This window comes from Enterococcus sp. AZ079 (assembly GCF_050547255.1).
GTDB classification, from domain to species: domain Bacteria; phylum Bacillota; class Bacilli; order Lactobacillales; family Enterococcaceae; genus Enterococcus_D; species Enterococcus_D casseliflavus.
The window spans coordinates 3,324,535-3,342,546 of sequence record NZ_CP172955.1 but is presented as its reverse complement, the minus strand read 5'-3'; the positions used below and the strand labels follow the sequence as shown (position 1 = coordinate 3,342,546).

Genomic DNA, 18,012 nt, shown 5'->3' with positions numbered 1-18,012 from the left:
GGAGCAGACGAATGGTGGATTGGTTGGTTGGATTGTCGCCATGGCAGCAAGCGTTGGCGGGGACGATCTTTACGTATGGTATGACGGCGCTTGGGGCAGCGCTAGTCTTTTTCTTCAAAGAAATCAATAAAAATGTCCTGAATACGATGCTGGGGTTTGCCTCTGGCGTGATGATCGCTGCTAGTTTCTGGTCGTTATTAGATCCTGCGATCGCACGAGCCGAAGAAAATGGCGACATTCCGTGGCTTGTGGTCAGCATCGGGTTTGGTTTGGGTGGTTTGTTCCTATATGCAGCAGATAAGACGCTCCCGCATATGCATTTTGGTCCGAATCATGAAACAGAAGGTTTGCCCAGTCATTTGAAGCGAACGATCTTGCTGGTCTTTTCCATCACGCTGCATAATATCCCAGAAGGCTTGGCGGTAGGGGTAGCGTTTGGGGCGGCGGCAAGTGCCGATGATCCGCGAGCAGCGATCTTAGCGGCGCTTTCGGTAGCGATCGGGATCGGGATCCAAAATTTTCCAGAAGGCGCAGCCGTTTCGATCCCCTTGCGCCAAGAAGGGTTAAGCCGAACCAAAGCCTTTATATACGGGCAAGCGTCAGGGATCGTAGAACCGATCGCCGGTGTGATCGGAGCTTTGCTGGTAACGAGTATGTCCGCTGTCTTGCCGTATGCGTTGGCTTTTGCAGCGGGTGCTATGATCTATGTAGTGGTGGAAGAATTGATTCCAGAAGCGCAGCAAACCTTGTCTAGTCGCCGCCATTTTGCGGTCTTTGGCGTCATGCTAGGCTTTATCTTAATGATGATTTTAGATGTAGCATTAGGCTGATCGATAAAAAAACACCTGACTTTCCAAAAGTCAGGTGTTTTTGATTTACTTGTAATTAACGATAATATTTTCTTGGCTTTTGGCGAATCGATGTTAACCAGCGAACGATCAAAACGGCTAGCAGCAAAGGAATCCCGAAACGGAAGACCAATCCGATCAACCCACCAATAATGCCTAATACAACGGATAAAACAAGAGATGCTGCGATTAAAACTGCCACGACAGTAACGATTCTTCCTAATAAACTTTCTGTATTCATTGTGACTCCTCCTAGACTTTTTTTCTTATCCCTAGCATAGCAAGAAAGAAAAAGAAACACATCCAACTTAAGACGGAATAATTGCTCCGCCGTGCGCCATAGGTTTGTGATAAACTAAACATGGATGAATCATGAAAGGAGTCAAAAAGAATGAATGCAGAAATTCTCACGAGCCAAGTCATCACAGAAGGAGGGTGCAATGCCTGTTTGCCTTATGAACTCAATACCTTCACGCTGCAGCTGCCGGATGGTCGTAGTTTTTCGTTAGAAAACTTGGATGCTGCTGCATTGGTGATGCCAATTGCCCAGATCAATCAGTGGCAGACTCGCTTATTATTAGAAGAAGACGAAGGATTGATCTATCAAAAAGGAACGCAAGAAGTAATTTTCGTAGAGGGCAGCCGTCAGGATACGTTTTCCAGCAAAGGACAGACGATTTCTTGTCCGAAAAAGAGTTGCGAAGCTGACGTCTTTGCCACAACCAATCGAGTGCTGACAGAATTGTTTGGCATCGAACCGATTTCTTTCGTTCTGCGGGCTGCACAAGCATAAGAGGACGAAAAAAAGCCGCTTGCGCATGTACCGACCTTTTAAAGTTAGCTTTTTAGTCTAACTATTGGAAGTCATGACAGCAAGTGGCTGTTTTTTCGTATCGTTACTTACGGATCTGGCCTTCGCCATAAATAATATATTTGGTAGAAGTCAGTGCTTCTAACCCCATTGGCCCACGGGCATGGAGTTTTTGCGTCGAGATGCCGATCTCGGCACCAAAGCCAAACATAAAGCCATCGGTGAAACGGGTCGAGGCATTGACGTAAACCGCCGCCGCATCAACTTCTTTCAAGAAGCGTTGGGAAGCGAAATAATCATCGGTGATGATCGCTTCGGAGTGCTTCGTATTGTAGCGATTGATGTGAGCAATGGCTTCTTCTAGCGAAGCCACCACTTTGATCGCTAAGATATAGTCTAAAAACTCGGTTGCCCAGTCGTCTTCAGTGGCAAGCTGTGCATTGTTTAAAAACGCCAACGCTTTTTGATCTCCTCGCAATTCGACTTGATCGGCAAATTGCTGTTCTACCATTGGCAAAAAGTCCGCTGCCACTGCTTCATGGACGAGGATCGTTTCGATGGCATTGCAGACAGAAGGGCGTTGCGTTTTTGCATTCGTGACGATCGCCAGTGCCATCGGCAGCTGGGCTGCTTGATCGATGTAGATATGATTGTTGCCGGTGCCGGTTTCGATCACTGGCACCGTGGCGGTCTCTTTGACACGACGAATCAAGCCGGCGCCTCCCCGAGGGATCAAAACATCCAAGTAATCTGTCAGCCGCATCAGCTCAGCCGCTGTTTCGTGGCTCGTATCTTCGATAAACTGGATCGCATGGCGGGAGTGTCCATTGGCAGCTAAAGCCTCTTGTAAAATAGTCACGAGGACTTGATTGGAGTGGAAGGCTTCCTTTCCACCACGCAAAATCACGGCATTTCCTGATTTGAAACACAGACTAGCTGCGTCAGTGGTGACATTAGGGCGGGCTTCGTAGATGATGCCGATGACCCCTAAAGGCACTCGTTGTTGACCAATCAAAAGATCGTCAGCATTGCGCCACATTTTATCCACGGCACCGATTGGGTCGGGCAATTGGGCGACTTCTCGGATGCCGTTAGCCATCTCGGTGATCCGTTGTTCTGTCAGCAACAGTCGATCCAGCATCGTCTGGCTGGTTCCTTTGGCTTTTGCGGCGGCTAGATCTTGTTGATTAGCAGCTAAAATCGTCTCGGCAGCTTTTTCTAAAGCATCGGCCATCGCTGCCAGTAGGTGGTTTTTTTCACTGGCACTCAGTAAGCTTAATGTCTGGGCGCTTGCTTGAGCTTGTTGACCGATCGTTTGCAAGTTGCTCATTGCTCATCCTCCGTTCGTTGATAAAAGTGGGTGCCGACAGGTTCCCCTGCGAGCAAGTCAAAAATAATTTTCGGCTGCTTGCCGTTAGCCAGCAGCATGTGACTGTTCAAGTCTAAGATACGTTGGGCGGCTTTTAGTTTACTGGTCATACCGCCGGTTCCATAAGGACTGCCTTTTCCCGTAGCTTGTTCTAAAAGTTCTGGGGTGATTTCATTGATCTCGGAATACAAGACGGCCTCAGGATCATTCAGCGGATTGGCGGAATAAAAGCCGTCGATATCAGAAAGCATGATCAAAAGCTCGGCTTTCGTCAACTGAGCGACGATCGCTGACAGCTGGTCATTGTCGCCGAATTTGGTGAGATGATCCAATTCATCCACTGCTACCGTGTCGTTTTCATTAATGATCGGGATGATCCCCATCGTAAGTAATTGCTCTAAGGTGTTGCTAACGTTTTGACGGCTTTGGGGAAATTCGATGATGTCTCTGGTCAGCAGGATTTGTGCAGTCTGCTGGCTATAGCTTTGAAAACGCTGGTTGTAGATCGTCATCAGTTCCGATTGGCCAACGGCGGCCACGGCTTGCTGCTGCGGGATCTCCACGGGTCGTTCTTTCAAATTCAACTTGTTCATGCCAACACCGATCGCACCAGAAGAAACTAAGATGATTTCTTTGCCTTGGTTTTGCAAAGCTGCTAAGACAAAGGCTAATTCATCGATGCCAGCTAGATTGATGGCACCATTGGGATAAATCAACGAGCTGGTGCCGATTTTTACAACGATTCGGTTTTTGTTTGAAAGATCTGCGCGCATATGCCACCGCCTATTTTTTGATATTTTTTCTATTGTACTCGCAAACGGGCGTTTCGTCATGTCCTTTTTTCTTTTTGGGCTATTTTTAAACGAAGAAATTGTAAAGACTTTTCGATAATTGTGTTTTCCATGAAGAAAATAGTTCTTCCTATGCTAAAATAGCTATATGTTTTATTATTGGAGGAACCCATGAAATTACGAGGATTTGAAATTATTACAGCATATAAAGAAAAAAGCATCACCTTGCCTCAACGTGCCACCCATCATGCGGCTGGTTACGACTTTGAAGCAGCGGAAGAAATCGTGGTGCCAAGCATTTGGAAAGCGGGCGTGATCGACGGGGTCAAAGCGCTTTTTGCGAAAGAGACCGCAAAACAGTTGAAGCCAACCTTGATTCCCACGGGGATCAAAGCCTATATGGGGGAAGACGAGTATTTGCAGCTGACAAATCGTTCCAGCAATCCTTTGAAACGTTTCTTAGTCTTGACGAATGGTGTCGGCGTCATCGACAGCGATTACTATGACAATCCAGATAATGAAGGGCATATCATGTTTCAGTTTACCAATTTCGGCCCCACAGATGTCGTCATTAAAAAAGGCGAACGGATCGGCCAAGGAATTTTCTTGCCGTTCTTAAAAGCTGATCAAGATACAACCACTGCCAGCCGAACCGGCGGCTTTGGCTCCTCGAATCAGTAAATCCTGCCTGGGGGTCTGTTTGATAGAAGTAGTGGAGGAGATCAATGGCAAAAAAAGCAAAAAGTCAATTTGTCTGTCAAAATTGTGGGTACAGTTCCCCTAAATATTTAGGGAAATGCCCCAATTGCGGCAGCTGGAATTCAATGGTGGAAGAAGTGATCCAAGAAACCGCCGATCGTCGAGTACGTACGACATTGACGGGGCAAAAGATGCAGCCGACGAAAATCGCCGATGTCGTACCGAAAAAAGAACCGCGAGTCCAAACGAAACTTGCTGAGTTGAATCGCGTCTTAGGCGGCGGCGTGGTCCCAGGCTCCTTGATTTTGATCGGTGGGGATCCAGGGATCGGAAAATCGACGCTGCTCTTGCAAGTTTCCCAGCAATTAGCAGCGATCGGCGGGACGGTCTTGTATGTGTCAGGAGAAGAAAGTGCCGAACAAATCAAAATGCGGGCGCAGCGCTTAGGCGCCATCGACACAGAATTTTATCTCTATGGGGAAACGGACATGTCAGAGATCAGTAAAGCGATCGAAAACATCCGCCCAGATTATGTGATCATCGATTCGATCCAAACCATGACCCAACCGGATATCACCAGCGTGGCAGGCAGTGTCAGCCAAGTGCGAGAAACGACCGCAGAATTGCTGAAAATCGCCAAAACCAATGGCATCGCCATCTTTATCGTTGGCCACGTGACGAAGGAAGGCTCGATCGCAGGACCGCGGATGCTGGAGCATATGGTGGATACCGTCTTGTATTTCGAAGGCGAAAAGCACCACAGTTTTCGAATTTTGCGGGCCGTAAAAAACCGCTTTGGGTCCACCAATGAGATCGGGATTTTTGAAATGGAAGAAGGCGGGTTGAAAGAAGTCGCCAATCCGTCACAAGTCTTTTTGGAAGAACGCTTAGAAGGCGCAACTGGATCGGCGATCGTAGTGGCAATGGAAGGCAGTCGGCCAATCTTGGTGGAAATCCAAGCACTGGTCACGCCAACGATGTTCGGCAATGCCAAACGCACGACGACGGGGCTAGACTTCAACCGCGTCTCGCTGATCATGGCGGTTTTAGAAAAACGGGCAGGCTTGCTGCTGCAAAATCAAGATGCCTATTTAAAAGCAGCCGGCGGGGTCAAATTAAATGAACCTGCGATCGATCTAGCGATCGCTGTTAGTATCGCGTCTAGCTACAAAGAAAAAGGCACCAGCCCGACGGAGTGTTTTATCGGTGAAATTGGCTTGACGGGTGAGATTCGCCGAGTCAACGCGATCGAGCAACGGGTCAAAGAGGTGCAAAAACTAGGTTTTACGAAAGTTTATTTGCCGAAAAATAATCTGACTGGCTGGCAGCCGCCCAAAGGCATCGAAGTCGAAGGCGTGTCTACCTTAGCCGAAACCTTGCGGAAAGTCTTCCGTTAAAGTGGAGTCAATGCAAGAGCAAGGGGCAATCGCCTCTCCTCTTGCCCTGACGCTGCTGATTCATTCGTTTGAACCAACCGACCGACAGCCGCTGACTGGCGGAAGGAGCCTGTCTGGCAGCACGGATTTTTGAACAAAAGAAACCTACTGGAGTATGGAGGAACATGTATGCAGAAACGAGTCATTACCGCACTAATGGTACTTGCCGGAGCAAGTCTGGGGATCTCACTGATGCCTATCGCATGGCAAGCCATTGGGCAAACCCAAAATGAATGGCTGAATAATAACATCACTAATAGTTTGCTTGGAGCCCTTATTTTCTTTTTATTATCTTTACTATTAGCGAAATATATTGCAGCTGGTATTCGAAAAATTGAAGAAAAACTAAGTGAATTGAGCTTAACGTATCTCTTGTTTGGCGCAATTGGTTCGATCATCGGTCTGATGATCGGTGTGATCGTGTCGATTCCTTTTTACAATTGGGATATTCCTTTTATCAACGGGATCGCCCCAATCTTAGTGATGGTCCTGTTAGGGTATCTCGGTTTTCAGATCGGGACGACACGGATTGATGAATGGAAAAAAGTCTTTGCCCCGAAAAACAAAAAGGCAGAGCCCCAAGAGCAAGATGAACAGCAGATGCTGGAAAGAAAGATCGCGGACCATTTCCACAAATACAAAATTTTGGATACCAGCGTGATCATTGATGGTCGGATCTATGACATTGCTAAAACGGGCTTTTTAGAAGGCGTCTTGCTGATCCCGAATTTTGTCTTGTATGAATTGCAATACATCGCAGATTCTGGCGATAGTTTGAAACGGGTTCGGGGCCGCCGCGGCTTGGATATTTTGAATGCTTTGCAAAAAGAAGAAGGCATCGCAGTTGAGATGTATGAAGGCGATTTTGAAGACATCTCCGAAGTCGATAGCAAGCTGATCAAGTTAGCGAAGATGCTGGATGGTGTCGTCGTGACCAATGATTACAATCTAAACAAAGTTTCTGAATTTCAAAATGTGCCTGTCTTGAATATCAATGCGTTAGCCAATGCGGTCAAACCAGTGGTGATTCCAGGAGAAAGCATGCACGTCTTAGTGGTGAAAGCTGGCACGGAGCGCCAGCAAGGGGTCGCTTATCTAGATGACGGGACGATGGTCGTGGTGGAAGATGGCCAGCATTACATGAATGAACACATCGAAGTGATCGTCACCAGCGCCTTGCAAACGGCAGCTGGTCGGATGATTTTTGCCAAACCAGCCCATTCTGGTCGCGGCATCGACAACAAAGAAGGATCGAAATCAGAGAAATAATCCTAGGCAGCTGGCGTAAAATATGCCAGCTGCCTTTACTAATTGGGTTATTGATTGTACAATTCAACTTGAGGGTTCTGTTTTTTACGCGGGTCTTTCCCACTAAACTGAACAATAAGCCCCAAGCAGCTTGGCTGGCTTGGAAATCAGATGAAGGAAGAGGAAAACAATGACAAAAGTACGTGTACGTTACGCGCCAAGTCCAACAGGACATTTACACATCGGGAATGCTCGGACGGCTTTATTCAATTATTTGTTTGCTCGTCATAATGACGGTGAATTTATTATCCGAATCGAAGACACCGATCAAAAAAGAAACATTGAAGATGGTGAAAAAAGCCAGCTTGAAAACTTGCAATGGTTAGGAATGGATTGGGACGAATCACCTGAAAATCCAGGAGAATACGGTCCGTATCGTCAATCAGAACGCGGCGATATCTACCAACCACTGATCGATCAATTGCTTGCAAGCAATCGTGCGTATAAGTGTTATTGTACGGAAGAAGAATTGGAAGCCGAACGTGAAGGCCAAAGAGCTCGTGGCGAAATGCCCCATTATGCAGGGAAATGTGCCAACTTAACACCAGAAGAGCAAGCCGACAAAGAAGCACAAGGCTTGAAACCAGTGATTCGTTTCCGTGTCTCTCGCAATACTGAATACAAATTCCACGACATGGTCAAAGGCGAGATCGTTTTTGAATCAGATAATGTCGGTGGCGATTTTGTCATTCAAAAACGTGACGGTATGCCGACTTACAACTTTGCAGTAGCAGTCGATGACCATCATATGAAAATCACCCATGTGCTGCGTGGAGATGACCACATCGCCAACACACCAAAACAGTTGATGATCTATGAAGCATTTGGCTGGCAAGCACCAGAATTCGGGCATATGACGTTGATCATCAATAGCGAAACCGGGAAAAAATTAAGCAAACGGGACGAATCGATTCTCCAATTCATCGAGCAATACCGTGAGTTGGGTTATCTACCAGACGCTATGTTCAACTTCATTGCACTTTTAGGCTGGTCACCAGTAGGGGAAGAAGAAATCTTCTCTCAAGAAGAATTGATCAAAATCTTTGATCCTGAACGGTTGAGCAAATCACCAGCTGCCTTCGATGCCAAGAAGTTGGAATGGGTCAATAACCAGTACATGAAACAAATGGATCTGGATGAATTGACGGCAATGTGCGTCCCTTACTTGGCAAAAGCCGGTCGCATCGAAGAAACATTGACCGAAGAAAAAGCTGCTTGGTTGAAAAAAATCGTTTCCTTGTATCAACCGCAAATGAGTTTTGCGGCACAAATCGTCGACCTTTCGGAATTGTTCTTCGAAGAACACCCTGAATTAGATGATGCAGCCAAAGAAGTCTTAGCAGGAGAAACTGTACCGACGGTTTTGACAGCCTTTAAAGAAAAATTACAGGCGATGCCAGTCGTTGAGGCTGCGGCAGTCAAAGCAGCCATCAAAGAGATCCAAAAAGAAACAGGCATCAAAGGCAAGAATTTATTCATGCCGATCCGCGTGGCGGTCTCAGGCCAAACCCACGGACCAGAACTACCAGATACCGTTGAATTATTAGGGAAAGAAAAAGCCCTTGATCATTTGAATAACGTGTTATAAACACAGCGAATAGACGAAGTACTAGCCGATTTTTTTCAGAGAGACCACGGAAGGTGAGAGTGGTCAAAAAAGGCTAGGAAATGCACCTAGGAGTGGCTTTGGCGCAAGTCAAAGACGAAGCAGCGGACGTTACCCGCTTGAAGGCAGTGCCGAACTGCGAACAAAAGTGGGACCACGCAAAAAAGCGTCTTTTGAATAAGGAAACTTATTTGAAAGACGCTTTTTTCGTATCAAGAAGTTTGGATAAAGTAGGTGAGAAGATGACTTGGTTCAAAAAAGCAATTGCGGCAACAAAAAAACATGATCCATCGGTACGATCAACGTTGGAGATCATCATCACATACCCAGGATTTCATGCCTTGTTTTGGCATCGTTGGTCGCATTTTTTGTTTCAGCATCGCTGGTATTTTTTGGCAAAACTGACGGCCCAGTTTTGGCGTTTCTTGACTGGGATCGAGATTCATCCTGGTGCGCAGATCGGCCAAGGGGTCTTTATCGATCATGGGATGGGCGTCGTGATCGGGGAAACGGCGATCATTGAAGATGATGTCGTCTTGTTTCACGGTGTCACCTTAGGGGGAACCGGTAAAGAGCGGGGCAAGCGTCATCCCACGGTTAAAACCGGTGCGTTTCTCTCAGCCCATGCGCAGATCTTAGGCCCTGTCACGATCGGTGAGCGTGCAAAGATCGGCGCCAATGCAGTGGTTTTGAAGGATATCCCTGCAGAAGCAACTGCTGTCGGAATCCCAGCAAAGATCGTTCGAATCAAAGGAAAGAAGGTTATCCACGATGATTAAAATCTATAATACGCTGACACGGGAAAAAGAAGTGTTTCAGCCATTAGAAGAAAAGAAAGTAAAAATGTATGTTTGCGGACCCACCGTCTATAACTACATCCATATCGGGAATGGCCGCAGTACTGTGTCGTTTGATACCGTGCGCCGTTATTTTGAATACCGCGGCTATACAGTGGACTATTTGATGAATTTTACCGATGTCGATGATAAAATCATTCGTGCGGCAAAAGAATTAGGCACGACGGCCCCAGAAGTGGCAGAGCGTTTTATCAACGCCTTCAATGAAGATACCGCAGCGCTGAACGTCAAACCTGCTACGATGAATCCTCGTGTGATGGATCATATCGAAGACATCATTGCCTTTATTGCTGCTCTTGTAGAAAAAGGCTATGCCTATCCAGTCAATGGCGATGTTTATTACCGTACCCGCAAATTTGCTCACTATGGGCAATTAAGCGACCAATCCATCGATGAGCTGGAAGTCGGCGCAAGTCAGCGGACCGGTGAAGAACAAAAAATCAAGGAAGATCCGTTGGATTTTGCTTTGTGGAAAGCGGCAAAAGGCGATGAGATCGCTTGGGAATCTCCTTGGGGAGTCGGTCGTCCTGGCTGGCATATCGAATGCTCGGTGATGGCGACCAAACACCTAGGCGAGACCATCGATATTCATGGAGGCGGACAAGACTTGACCTTCCCGCATCATGAAAATGAGATCGCCCAAAGCGAGGCGAAAACTGGCAAGACCTTTGCCAACTATTGGATGCATAACGGCTATGTGACGATCGGTGAAGACGAAGAAAAAATGAGTAAGTCACTGGGCAACTTCGTCACGGTGCATGAGATGGTCAAAAAAGTTGATCCGCAGGTGCTGCGTTTCTTTTTGGCAACGACCCAGTACCGCCGACCAATCAAATACAGTGAGACTACCTTGCATGAAGCACAAACCAACCTGCAAAAATTGCGGACGACCTATGAAAATGCCAAATTCCGCTTGAATAGCAGTCATTATCAAGCCAGCGATGAGGAAGTCAATGCAGCGGTTCTGGAAGAATTTGAAGAACGTTTCGTCAAAGAAATGGACGACGATTTCAATGCGGCTAACGGGATCACTGTGGTCTATGAATTGGCGAAGTGGCTGAACTTAGCTAGCGAAGACCCAGAAACAGATTTGGCTTTATTAGCCGCTGGATTAGCCAAATTCAGCGAATGGCTGACGATTTTCGGGATTTATTTTGTATCCGAAGAATTGCTGGATGAAGAAATCGAACAGCTGATCAATGAACGGATCGCCGCACGCAAAGCCAAAGATTTTGCCCGCAGCGACCAAATCCGTGATGAGTTGAAAGAACAAGGGATCATCTTAGAAGATACCCCGCAAGGAACCCGATGGAGACGAGAAGCATGAGAGATTATAAACAATTGAATGGTTTGGCATTGGCCTATGTGGGGGATGCGGTCTATGAAGTCTATATTCGCGATTATTTAGTCGCCCAAGGCCAAACCCGCCCGAACCAACTGCACCATATGGCGACCCACTATGTGTCGGCCAAAGCCCAAGCGGCATTGATCCAAAAGATGTTGGATGAAGAGATCCTGACCGAAGAAGAATATGATTTTTACCGCCGCGGCCGTAATAGTAAAAGCCATACGGGTGCCAAAAATGCCGATGTCACGACGTATCGTATCGCTACTGGCTTTGAATCGCTGATCGGGTATTTGCACCTCACGCAGCAAAAAGAACGCTTAGACGAGCTAATAGACTGGTGTATAAAGAAAGTAGGAGAAGAAGATGCGAGAAAAACCGCAAAGAAAGCGTCCAAATAAAAAAACAGCTGGCCGATCAGAAGCCAGACAAGAAAATAGACCGGATCGCCGCAAAGAAGCCGCTGGAGAAGCCATCGAAGATAATTTTGTCTTCGGCTATCATGCGGTTGCTGAAGCCTTGAAAGAAGGGCGAGGCAACAAGCTGTTTCTTTCCGAAGAAGCACGGGGAGAAAAAATCGATCGTTTGAAAGAAATGGCGCGGGAACAGGCAGTTCCAGTCAAATGGGTGCCAAAACAAAAGCTGGATACGATGAGTGACCAAGGGGTCCATCAAGGCATGATCTTGGCGATCACCCCTTATCAGTATTTGACCTTGGATGAATTGTTGGCCCAAACGAAAGAACAGCCGCTGTATCTGATTTTAGATAATCTAGAAGATCCCCATAATTTCGGCTCCATCATGCGAACCGCTGATGCCAGCGGCGTAGACGGGATCATCATTCCAAAACACCGTGCGGTGGGGATCACGCCAATCGTGGTGAAAACGTCGACCGGCGCAGTGGAACATATCCCTGTGGCCCGCGTGACCAACTTGACCCAAGCAGTCCAGCAGCTGAAAAAAGCTGGTTTTTGGATCTTCGGTACGGATATGAGTGGCAGTGATTACCGCACATGGAATGCCCAAGGGGCGGTCGGTTTGATCATCGGCAACGAAGGACGCGGCATGGGGGAAGGTTTGAAAAAAGAAGTGGATCAAATGCTGACGATCCCAATGACTGGGCACGTGCAGAGCTTAAATGCCAGTGTGGCGGCAGGCTTGTTGATGTATCAGGCCTTTACTAGCCGAAATGGGGCGTCCCAATGAAAACCCCTTTGCTGATCGTGGATGGCTACAATATGATTGGCGCTTGGCCGGAGCTGGTTCTTTTGAAAAATCAGGACCGTTTAGAAGATGCCCGAGAAGCCTTACTGAATCGGCTGTCGAATTATGCAAAATATGAAGGGTTGAAAATCATCGTTGTTTTTGATGCCCAACTGGTGCCTGGTGTGACCCAAAGTTACACCAAATATCAGCTGGAAGTTATTTTTACCGAAGAAGGAGAGACCGCCGACAGCTACATCGAACGAATCGCTGGTGAATTAAACAATCGATTGACGCAAGTCACCGTCGCTACCAGCGATTTAGCCGAACAGTGGGTGATCTTCTCTCAAGGTGCTTTGCGAACTTCGGCACGGGAATTGTACAAAAGCGTGGAAAAAACGGAAAAAGACATCCACGAGCATCAAACCGACTTGCGATTTGAAAATTTTCGACGCAATTCCCCTTGGTCACCTGAACAATTAGCCGAACTTGAAAAGAAATTGCAAGACCTTAGTTAGGGACAAAGTTGGTCTGGTAAATTAGAAGATGTCCCAGCCATTTATGATACGCTCCTTTTGTAGCAAATGAAACAAAAACAAAAGGAGTGATCTCGATGCGCACAAAGGAAAGACAAGTATCGCACCGTTCAGATAGATTTGAAGAGTTGTTCAGAAAATATCGACCGATCGTTGAGATTTTGCATAAAAAATATTATCTGCGGGATTATGACTTAGACGATTGGCTGCAAGAAGGCAGGATCGTTTTTAATAAGTGTCTAAAGACTTACGATAAGGACAAAGGAACGACCATCGGTATCTTGTTTAAGCGTTCCTTTGAGAACCGTATCTGCAGCCTGTTGCGGGCGCAACATGCCCAAAAACGCAAAGCCCAAGTCGATGCCTGCTCGCTGGAAGAAAAGCTTTTACAAGAAGGCAATCGGTTTTTGACCGATCATAATCGCTGTGCGGAAACGGCAGAGACCTACTTGTTCGTTAATGAATCGTTGGCAGAGTATCCGAAAAGTTTATCGTCTTTAGAACGAATGGTTATAATGAATTATTTAAAAGGATTAGAACTTGATCAGATTGCCGCTCAAGAAAAGCTGCCTTATGAAAAAATAAAAAGCGCTTTCATTCGCGGTCGGACAAAGTTGATAGCGCTTATCAAGGGTGTTTAACAAAAATCTTATTGAAAGTAGAATTATTTTATGGTAAACTTGAAATTTTCTGCTTTTCGTGGTATGATGATGCTCGAGGTGAATGCGATGCCAACAACTTTAGCTACGATCAAGAAAGATTTAGAAGGCCGTATCGGTAGTGAGATTATGCTAGTTGCTCAGACTGGACGTAAGCGTCAAACTGAACGTCGCGGCGTTTTGACAGAAACTTATCCTTCAGTTTTTGTTGTAGATTTGGATCCAAATGAGAATTCATTCGAGCGGGTTTCTTATAGTTATTCAGATATTTTAACTAGAACTGTTGAGATTGAATTTTTATCAGAAGCTGTTTGAAACAAGAAGAGTTGACACTTTGTTGACTCTTTTTTGGTTCAATAAGATAAGGAGTGATGGGATGGCGTTTTTTCTAAAAGAGTTAGGGGAAATGACTGGGGTGGAGTTTTATCAGCTTGCCCGTTTGCGTACAGCGGTTTTTGTGGTGGAACAAGCGTGTGCGTATCAAGAGATCGATGCGATCGATGCACAAGCCAAACATTTATGGGCCCTTGATGAGGAAGGGCAGATCGTTTCGTACGCCCGTATTTTCCAGCAGGAACAAACGGTGCATTTTGGTCGGGTCATTGTGGCACCAGCATACCGGGGGCAAAAAGAAGGCCATCGTCTGATCAAAGAAGTTTTGCATCGCATTGAGCAGTGTTATCCAGCTTTGCCTATTGAGATCGAAGCACAAGCCCACTTAGAAAAATTCTACGGCCAGTATGGCTTTAAAACCATTACACCGCCTTTTTATGAAGACGGGATCCTGCATGTCGGGATGAAAAAAGAAGCAAGCACAGCGACTCTCTAGCGAGGTTCGCGTGCTTGCTTCTTTTAGCGCTATGATTGATGGATCGGATGAATCCGAATCGCTTCTTTCGACCTTATTGACTAAGAGCCGTTTTTTTATCGGATCGTATCATCCAATGATGTTGGACGTGGATCCACAGTGTTGGCAGGAGGCGTTTGCGCTTTTAGAAGGTCACGAATCTCTTCTAAATAATCCTCTGCAGTGACTTCTGGTACTTCTTCTTCCTCAGGTTGTTGTTTCAGATTGCGTAGTTTGTTGACTGCTTTGACAATCAAGAACAAGACAAATGCGGTAATCAAGAACGTAATAATGGCAGTAATTACGCGGCCGAAATCAAAGACCACATTTTTGGCTGGTTCAAAGACCAAGCCAGAAAAGGCATCTGCGTTACCAAAGAGTGATAAGATCCATGAAACCAATGGTGTCAGCAATCCTTCAACTAAACTAGTGACGATTGCGGTGAAGGCACTCCCGATCACGACCCCGATCGCCAAGTCAATGACGTTTCCTCGTAAAATAAATTCTTTAAATTCTTTAATCATCCTGTATCCTCCCTTCTAAATCTTACTGACAGTATAGCGAAAAACGCGGGATTTATAAAAAAAAACGCTCGCTGCAACAGGTTTGATCAGTGAGCCGAGGAGAAAGTTTGTCAGCTATGCTATAATTGAAGAGATAATTTTGCTTCTAGAAGGGGTGTCACATGTCTATTGAATTAAAAAAAGGTGTTCGGTTAACGGTGCTACCGACCAAAAAGTATAAAACGATCCGTTTTTTCGTTCGGTTTACTGCACCATTGCAGGCTGAAATGACCGCCAAACGGACCTTATTGACCAGTTTATTAGAAACGACTAGTTTGGCTTATCCGACACAGACCGCATTTAGCAGTCAGCTGGCAGAGCTTTACGGTGCCAGCTTTGGTATGAATGTTAACAAACGGGGCAATCTGCATCAAATCAATGCAGCGATGTCCTTTGTCAACGGGAAGTACGTGTCAGATGAAGCAGTATTGCCGCAAGCAGCCGCTTTTTTAGCAGAAGTTTTGTTCCATCCGAATGCCCACGAGGAACAGTTTGAAGAAAAGAACTTCACCATCGAAAAGCACAACTTGATCGCCTATATGAACAGCGTGGCAGAAGATAAGCAAGCATTGGCTTCTTTAGGGCTGCAAGAGTTGTATTTCGAAAACGATCAGAATCAGAAGTATCCGAGCTTTGGCCGTCCCCAAGACTTAGAAGCTGTGACCGCAAAAGAGCTTTACCAAACCTATCGCTCAATGATGGACAATGATCAAATCGATATTTTCGTGATCGGCGATGTGGTTGAAGCAGAAGTTGCGGCGCTCTTCCAAAACATGGCCTTTACCGATCGGCCAGACCAAGCAATGCCGGTCTTTTATCAGCAAGCGGCGGAAAACATCATTCGCGAGAAAATCTTGCGAGAACCAATCATCCAAGCCAAATTGAACTTAGGCTATCATACTGGCGTGTATTATGACCAAACCGAGCGGATCGCCTTTATGGTCTTCAACGGGTTGTTTGGCGGATTCCCTCATTCAAAACTGTTTATGAATGTCCGAGAGAAAGAAAGTTTGGCGTATTATGCTTCTAGCAGTATCGATACGTTTCGTGGGTATTTGTCGGTCCAAACGGGGATCGATGGCAAAAACCGCGATAAGGTCTTCAAATTGATCGAACAGCAGCTGCAAAGCTTGCAGCGTGGCGAAGTCACCGCGGAAGAACTGGCGCAAACAAAAGCGATGTTGAAAAACCAGTACTTGCTTTCATTGGATAACCCACAAGCACTGATCGAAACAGCCTATCTGAATCAGTGGGTACCGAATACGAAAATGACGGAAGATGAATTTATGCAGAAATTGGCACAAGTGACCGTGGCAGATGTCCAAGCATTGGCTCAAAACGTGTCCTTGCAAGCTGTATTCTTCCTGGATAAGGAGACGACCCATGAATAAAAAAGTCTATCAGCAAATCAATGAGACCCTTTATGAAGAAGTATTGCCAAACGGCTTGAAAGTTTATTTGCTGCCAAAAGCCGATTTCCATAAAACTTACGGACTTTTCAGTACGAACTATGGCTCTGTCGACAATCATTTCGGGTTTTCACCCGAAGCATTGCATCGAGTCCCTGATGGCATTGCCCATTTTCTAGAGCACAAACTGTTTGAAAAAGAAGACGGCGATGTCTTTCATACCTTTGGTCAGCAGGGGGCTTCTGCCAATGCCTTTACCAGTTTCACGAAAACCAGCTACCTTTTTTCGGCAACCGATCAAATCAAGCTGAACCTTGAAACGTTGATCGATTTCGTTCAAGCCCCGTATTTCACAGAAGAAACCGTCGAAAAAGAAAAAGGGATCATTGGTCAAGAAATCCAAATGTATGATGACGATCCAAACTGGCAGCAGTTTTTCGGCATCATCAAAAATCTGTATCCGAAGCACCCCTTGCATATCGATATCGCTGGTACGGTGGAAAGCATTGCGCAGATCACCGCAGAAGACTTGTATCTTTGCTACAATACCTTCTATCACCCAAGCAACATGACGCTTTTTGTGGTAGGCAATATCGATCCTGAAGAAACGATGGCGTGGATTCGGACCAATCAAGCGGCCAAGACCTTTCCAGAAACGCAGGCGATCATTCGCCAGTTTCCTGAAGAAACCTTTGCCGATATTCAAGCAGAATCAAGTCTTACCATGCCAGTGACACGTGCCAAAGGTGTATTAGGGATCAAAGGAGACTTGAACAAACTGCCGAAATCAGGAAGAGAGCTCTTGCGCTTCAAAAATGCGTTGAATCTTTTCTGCCAATTGGTGTTAGGCAATACTTCCGCCAATTATTTGCGTTTGTATGATCAAGGCATCATCGACGACACATTTGGGTTTGAAGTGAACTTGGATCGCGGCTTTTACTTTGCCGACTTCTCGGGGGATTCTGAAGAGCCAGAAAAAATGTTGGCAGAGATCGAAGCGATCGTAATGAATTTCCCGCAAGATCCAGAGATCAATGAAGAAAACTTGACGTTATTGAAGAAGAAAATGCTAGGGAAATATTTCCAATCACTGAACTCACTGGAGTTTATCGCAAACCAGTTTACCCAAAGTTTATTTGGTGAAACGACGCTCTTTGATCTGCCAGAAGTGATCCAATCGATCACTTTGGAAGATGTCCAGCAAGCGGCTCGTTCCTTTATCGACCCCAAAGCGTTTAGTCGTTTTTACATGTATCCAACAGAAAAAGCCTAAGCGAAGGCTGGTTTTGTCAAACAGCTGTCATCTAAGCGACACTGACTGATTCAAGGAGGAACGCCCAACAGAACAAGGGCTGGCCAACTCCTGAGTCATTCAGTGTTTTCTTTTTGCGTCAAAAGGTGGTTTTTTCTTGCAATTTGATGCCAATTTGGCGAAAAGTATTAAAATTTGTTTGCGAGTTGTGGTTAGGCTATCCTCAGACTTTTTCTTTTATGGTATTCTTTAATTATTGAAGCAAAATCTTTTTTTGTTTTTTTACAAAAAATCACGGAAAAAATGTTATATTTAGTAGACGGCGCGCCCAGATGGCAATCTGCGTGACGGAGTTTTTTTTATTGACGTATACAGGGAACCCCTGTTTTAAAATGATAGAGCAGCTTTGCTGACCTTACGACAAGCAGCGAAGCGATTTTAGGGCTTTTTTTAAAGATGAATAAAAGACTGGA

21 protein-coding genes and 1 other annotated feature are annotated in these 18,012 nt (G+C 45.9%); of the genes, 17 read left to right on the top strand and 4 right to left on the bottom strand.

The window, feature by feature from the left end; all coding sequences use genetic code 11:
- Positions 1–11 precede the first annotated feature (11 nt).
- On the top strand, positions 12–830 hold the full coding sequence (locus tag IGJ15_RS15900; RefSeq protein WP_010748475.1) for a ZIP family metal transporter: 819 nt from the start codon (positions 12–14) through the stop codon (positions 828–830).
- Between the two features lie 55 nt (positions 831–885).
- Here the strand turns inward: IGJ15_RS15900 and IGJ15_RS15895 are convergent, their stop codons facing one another.
- The gene (locus IGJ15_RS15895) at positions 886–1,089 is read right to left on the bottom strand and encodes a hypothetical protein (RefSeq protein WP_010748476.1); all 204 of its coding nucleotides are present in this window, start codon (positions 1,087–1,089) and stop codon (positions 886–888) included.
- 150 nt (positions 1,090–1,239) lie between these two features.
- Between IGJ15_RS15895 and IGJ15_RS15890 the strand changes: the two genes are divergently transcribed.
- Positions 1,240–1,641 carry a DUF4809 family protein gene (locus IGJ15_RS15890; RefSeq protein WP_010748477.1) on the top strand — a complete coding sequence of 134 codons (402 nt, stop codon included), beginning with the start codon at positions 1,240–1,242 and terminating at the stop codon, positions 1,639–1,641.
- A gap of 103 nt (positions 1,642–1,744) precedes the next feature.
- Here the strand turns inward: IGJ15_RS15890 and IGJ15_RS15885 are convergent, their stop codons facing one another.
- The gene (locus IGJ15_RS15885) at positions 1,745–2,989 is read right to left on the bottom strand and encodes a glutamate-5-semialdehyde dehydrogenase (protein ID WP_010748478.1); all 1,245 of its coding nucleotides are present in this window, start codon (positions 2,987–2,989) and stop codon (positions 1,745–1,747) included.
- Positions 2,986–3,801 (bottom strand): glutamate 5-kinase, encoded by an 816-nt coding sequence (gene proB / locus IGJ15_RS15880; RefSeq protein ID WP_005226390.1) that lies wholly within the window; start codon positions 3,799–3,801, stop codon positions 2,986–2,988. The genes IGJ15_RS15885 and proB overlap by 4 nt, the downstream gene beginning before the upstream one ends.
- Positions 3,802–3,990: 189 nt before the next feature.
- Here proB and IGJ15_RS15875 point away from each other — a divergent pair, with 189 nt between their 5' ends.
- From IGJ15_RS15875 to IGJ15_RS15815, 13 genes are all read left to right on the top strand, one after another.
- Complete coding sequence (locus IGJ15_RS15875) at positions 3,991–4,500, top strand: hypothetical protein (RefSeq protein ID WP_010748479.1); 510 nt, start codon at positions 3,991–3,993, stop codon at positions 4,498–4,500.
- Between the two features lie 44 nt (positions 4,501–4,544).
- The gene (radA, locus tag IGJ15_RS15870; protein WP_005226394.1) at positions 4,545–5,915 is read left to right on the top strand and encodes a DNA repair protein RadA; all 1,371 of its coding nucleotides are present in this window, start codon (positions 4,545–4,547) and stop codon (positions 5,913–5,915) included.
- A 1-nt stretch (position 5,916) separates the two neighbouring features.
- Entirely contained in the window at positions 5,917–6,048 is a 132-nt protein-coding gene (locus tag IGJ15_RS15865) for a hypothetical protein (protein ID WP_254907872.1), read from the top strand.
- A gap of 35 nt (positions 6,049–6,083) precedes the next feature.
- Positions 6,084–7,223 (top strand): PIN/TRAM domain-containing protein, encoded by a 1,140-nt coding sequence (locus IGJ15_RS15860; protein ID WP_005226396.1) that lies wholly within the window; start codon positions 6,084–6,086, stop codon positions 7,221–7,223.
- A 169-nt stretch (positions 7,224–7,392) separates the two neighbouring features.
- A complete protein-coding gene (gltX, locus tag IGJ15_RS15855; protein ID WP_010748481.1) occupies positions 7,393–8,850 on the top strand; it encodes a glutamate--tRNA ligase in 1,458 nt (485 codons plus the stop codon).
- Positions 8,847–9,045 (top strand) — a binding site (T-box leader). Its footprint overlaps the gene before it by 4 nt.
- Positions 9,046–9,110: 65 nt before the next feature.
- Complete coding sequence (epsC, locus tag IGJ15_RS15850) at positions 9,111–9,647, top strand: serine O-acetyltransferase EpsC (protein WP_034695645.1); 537 nt, start codon at positions 9,111–9,113, stop codon at positions 9,645–9,647.
- The gene (cysS, locus tag IGJ15_RS15845; protein ID WP_010748483.1) at positions 9,640–11,052 is read left to right on the top strand and encodes a cysteine--tRNA ligase; all 1,413 of its coding nucleotides are present in this window, start codon (positions 9,640–9,642) and stop codon (positions 11,050–11,052) included. Before epsC ends, cysS begins: the two co-directional genes overlap by 8 nt.
- Positions 11,049–11,471, top strand: a complete 423-nt coding sequence (locus IGJ15_RS15840) for a Mini-ribonuclease 3 (RefSeq protein ID WP_010748484.1) — start codon at positions 11,049–11,051, stop codon at positions 11,469–11,471. The genes cysS and IGJ15_RS15840 overlap by 4 nt, the downstream gene beginning before the upstream one ends.
- Positions 11,437–12,276, top strand: coding sequence for a 23S rRNA (guanosine(2251)-2'-O)-methyltransferase RlmB (rlmB, locus tag IGJ15_RS15835; protein ID WP_010748485.1), 840 nt, complete (start codon positions 11,437–11,439; stop codon positions 12,274–12,276). Before IGJ15_RS15840 ends, rlmB begins: the two co-directional genes overlap by 35 nt.
- Complete coding sequence (locus IGJ15_RS15830) at positions 12,273–12,791, top strand: NYN domain-containing protein (protein ID WP_010748486.1); 519 nt, start codon at positions 12,273–12,275, stop codon at positions 12,789–12,791. The genes rlmB and IGJ15_RS15830 overlap by 4 nt, the downstream gene beginning before the upstream one ends.
- Positions 12,792–12,886: 95 nt before the next feature.
- Positions 12,887–13,450, top strand: a complete 564-nt coding sequence (locus IGJ15_RS15825) for a sigma-70 family RNA polymerase sigma factor (RefSeq protein WP_430599212.1) — start codon at positions 12,887–12,889, stop codon at positions 13,448–13,450.
- Positions 13,451–13,537: 87 nt separating this feature from the next.
- Positions 13,538–13,783: a Veg family protein gene (locus IGJ15_RS15820; protein WP_005226417.1), complete on the top strand. Its 246-nt coding sequence runs from the start codon at positions 13,538–13,540 to the stop codon at positions 13,781–13,783.
- A gap of 61 nt (positions 13,784–13,844) precedes the next feature.
- Positions 13,845–14,297, top strand: a complete 453-nt coding sequence (locus tag IGJ15_RS15815) for a GNAT family N-acetyltransferase (protein WP_010748489.1) — start codon at positions 13,845–13,847, stop codon at positions 14,295–14,297.
- A gap of 95 nt (positions 14,298–14,392) precedes the next feature.
- Here the strand turns inward: IGJ15_RS15815 and mscL are convergent, their stop codons facing one another.
- Entirely contained in the window at positions 14,393–14,839 is a 447-nt protein-coding gene (gene mscL, locus IGJ15_RS15810; protein WP_005226421.1) for a large conductance mechanosensitive channel protein MscL, read from the bottom strand.
- A gap of 161 nt (positions 14,840–15,000) precedes the next feature.
- Between mscL and yfmF the strand changes: the two genes are divergently transcribed.
- Together yfmF and yfmH are read left to right on the top strand one after the other, a co-directional pair.
- On the top strand, positions 15,001–16,269 hold the full coding sequence (gene yfmF / locus IGJ15_RS15805) for an EF-P 5-aminopentanol modification-associated protein YfmF (protein ID WP_010748490.1): 1,269 nt from the start codon (positions 15,001–15,003) through the stop codon (positions 16,267–16,269).
- Positions 16,262–17,560: an EF-P 5-aminopentanol modification-associated protein YfmH gene (gene yfmH / locus IGJ15_RS15800; protein WP_010748491.1), complete on the top strand. Its 1,299-nt coding sequence runs from the start codon at positions 16,262–16,264 to the stop codon at positions 17,558–17,560. Before yfmF ends, yfmH begins: the two co-directional genes overlap by 8 nt.
- Positions 17,561–18,012 lie beyond the last annotated feature (452 nt).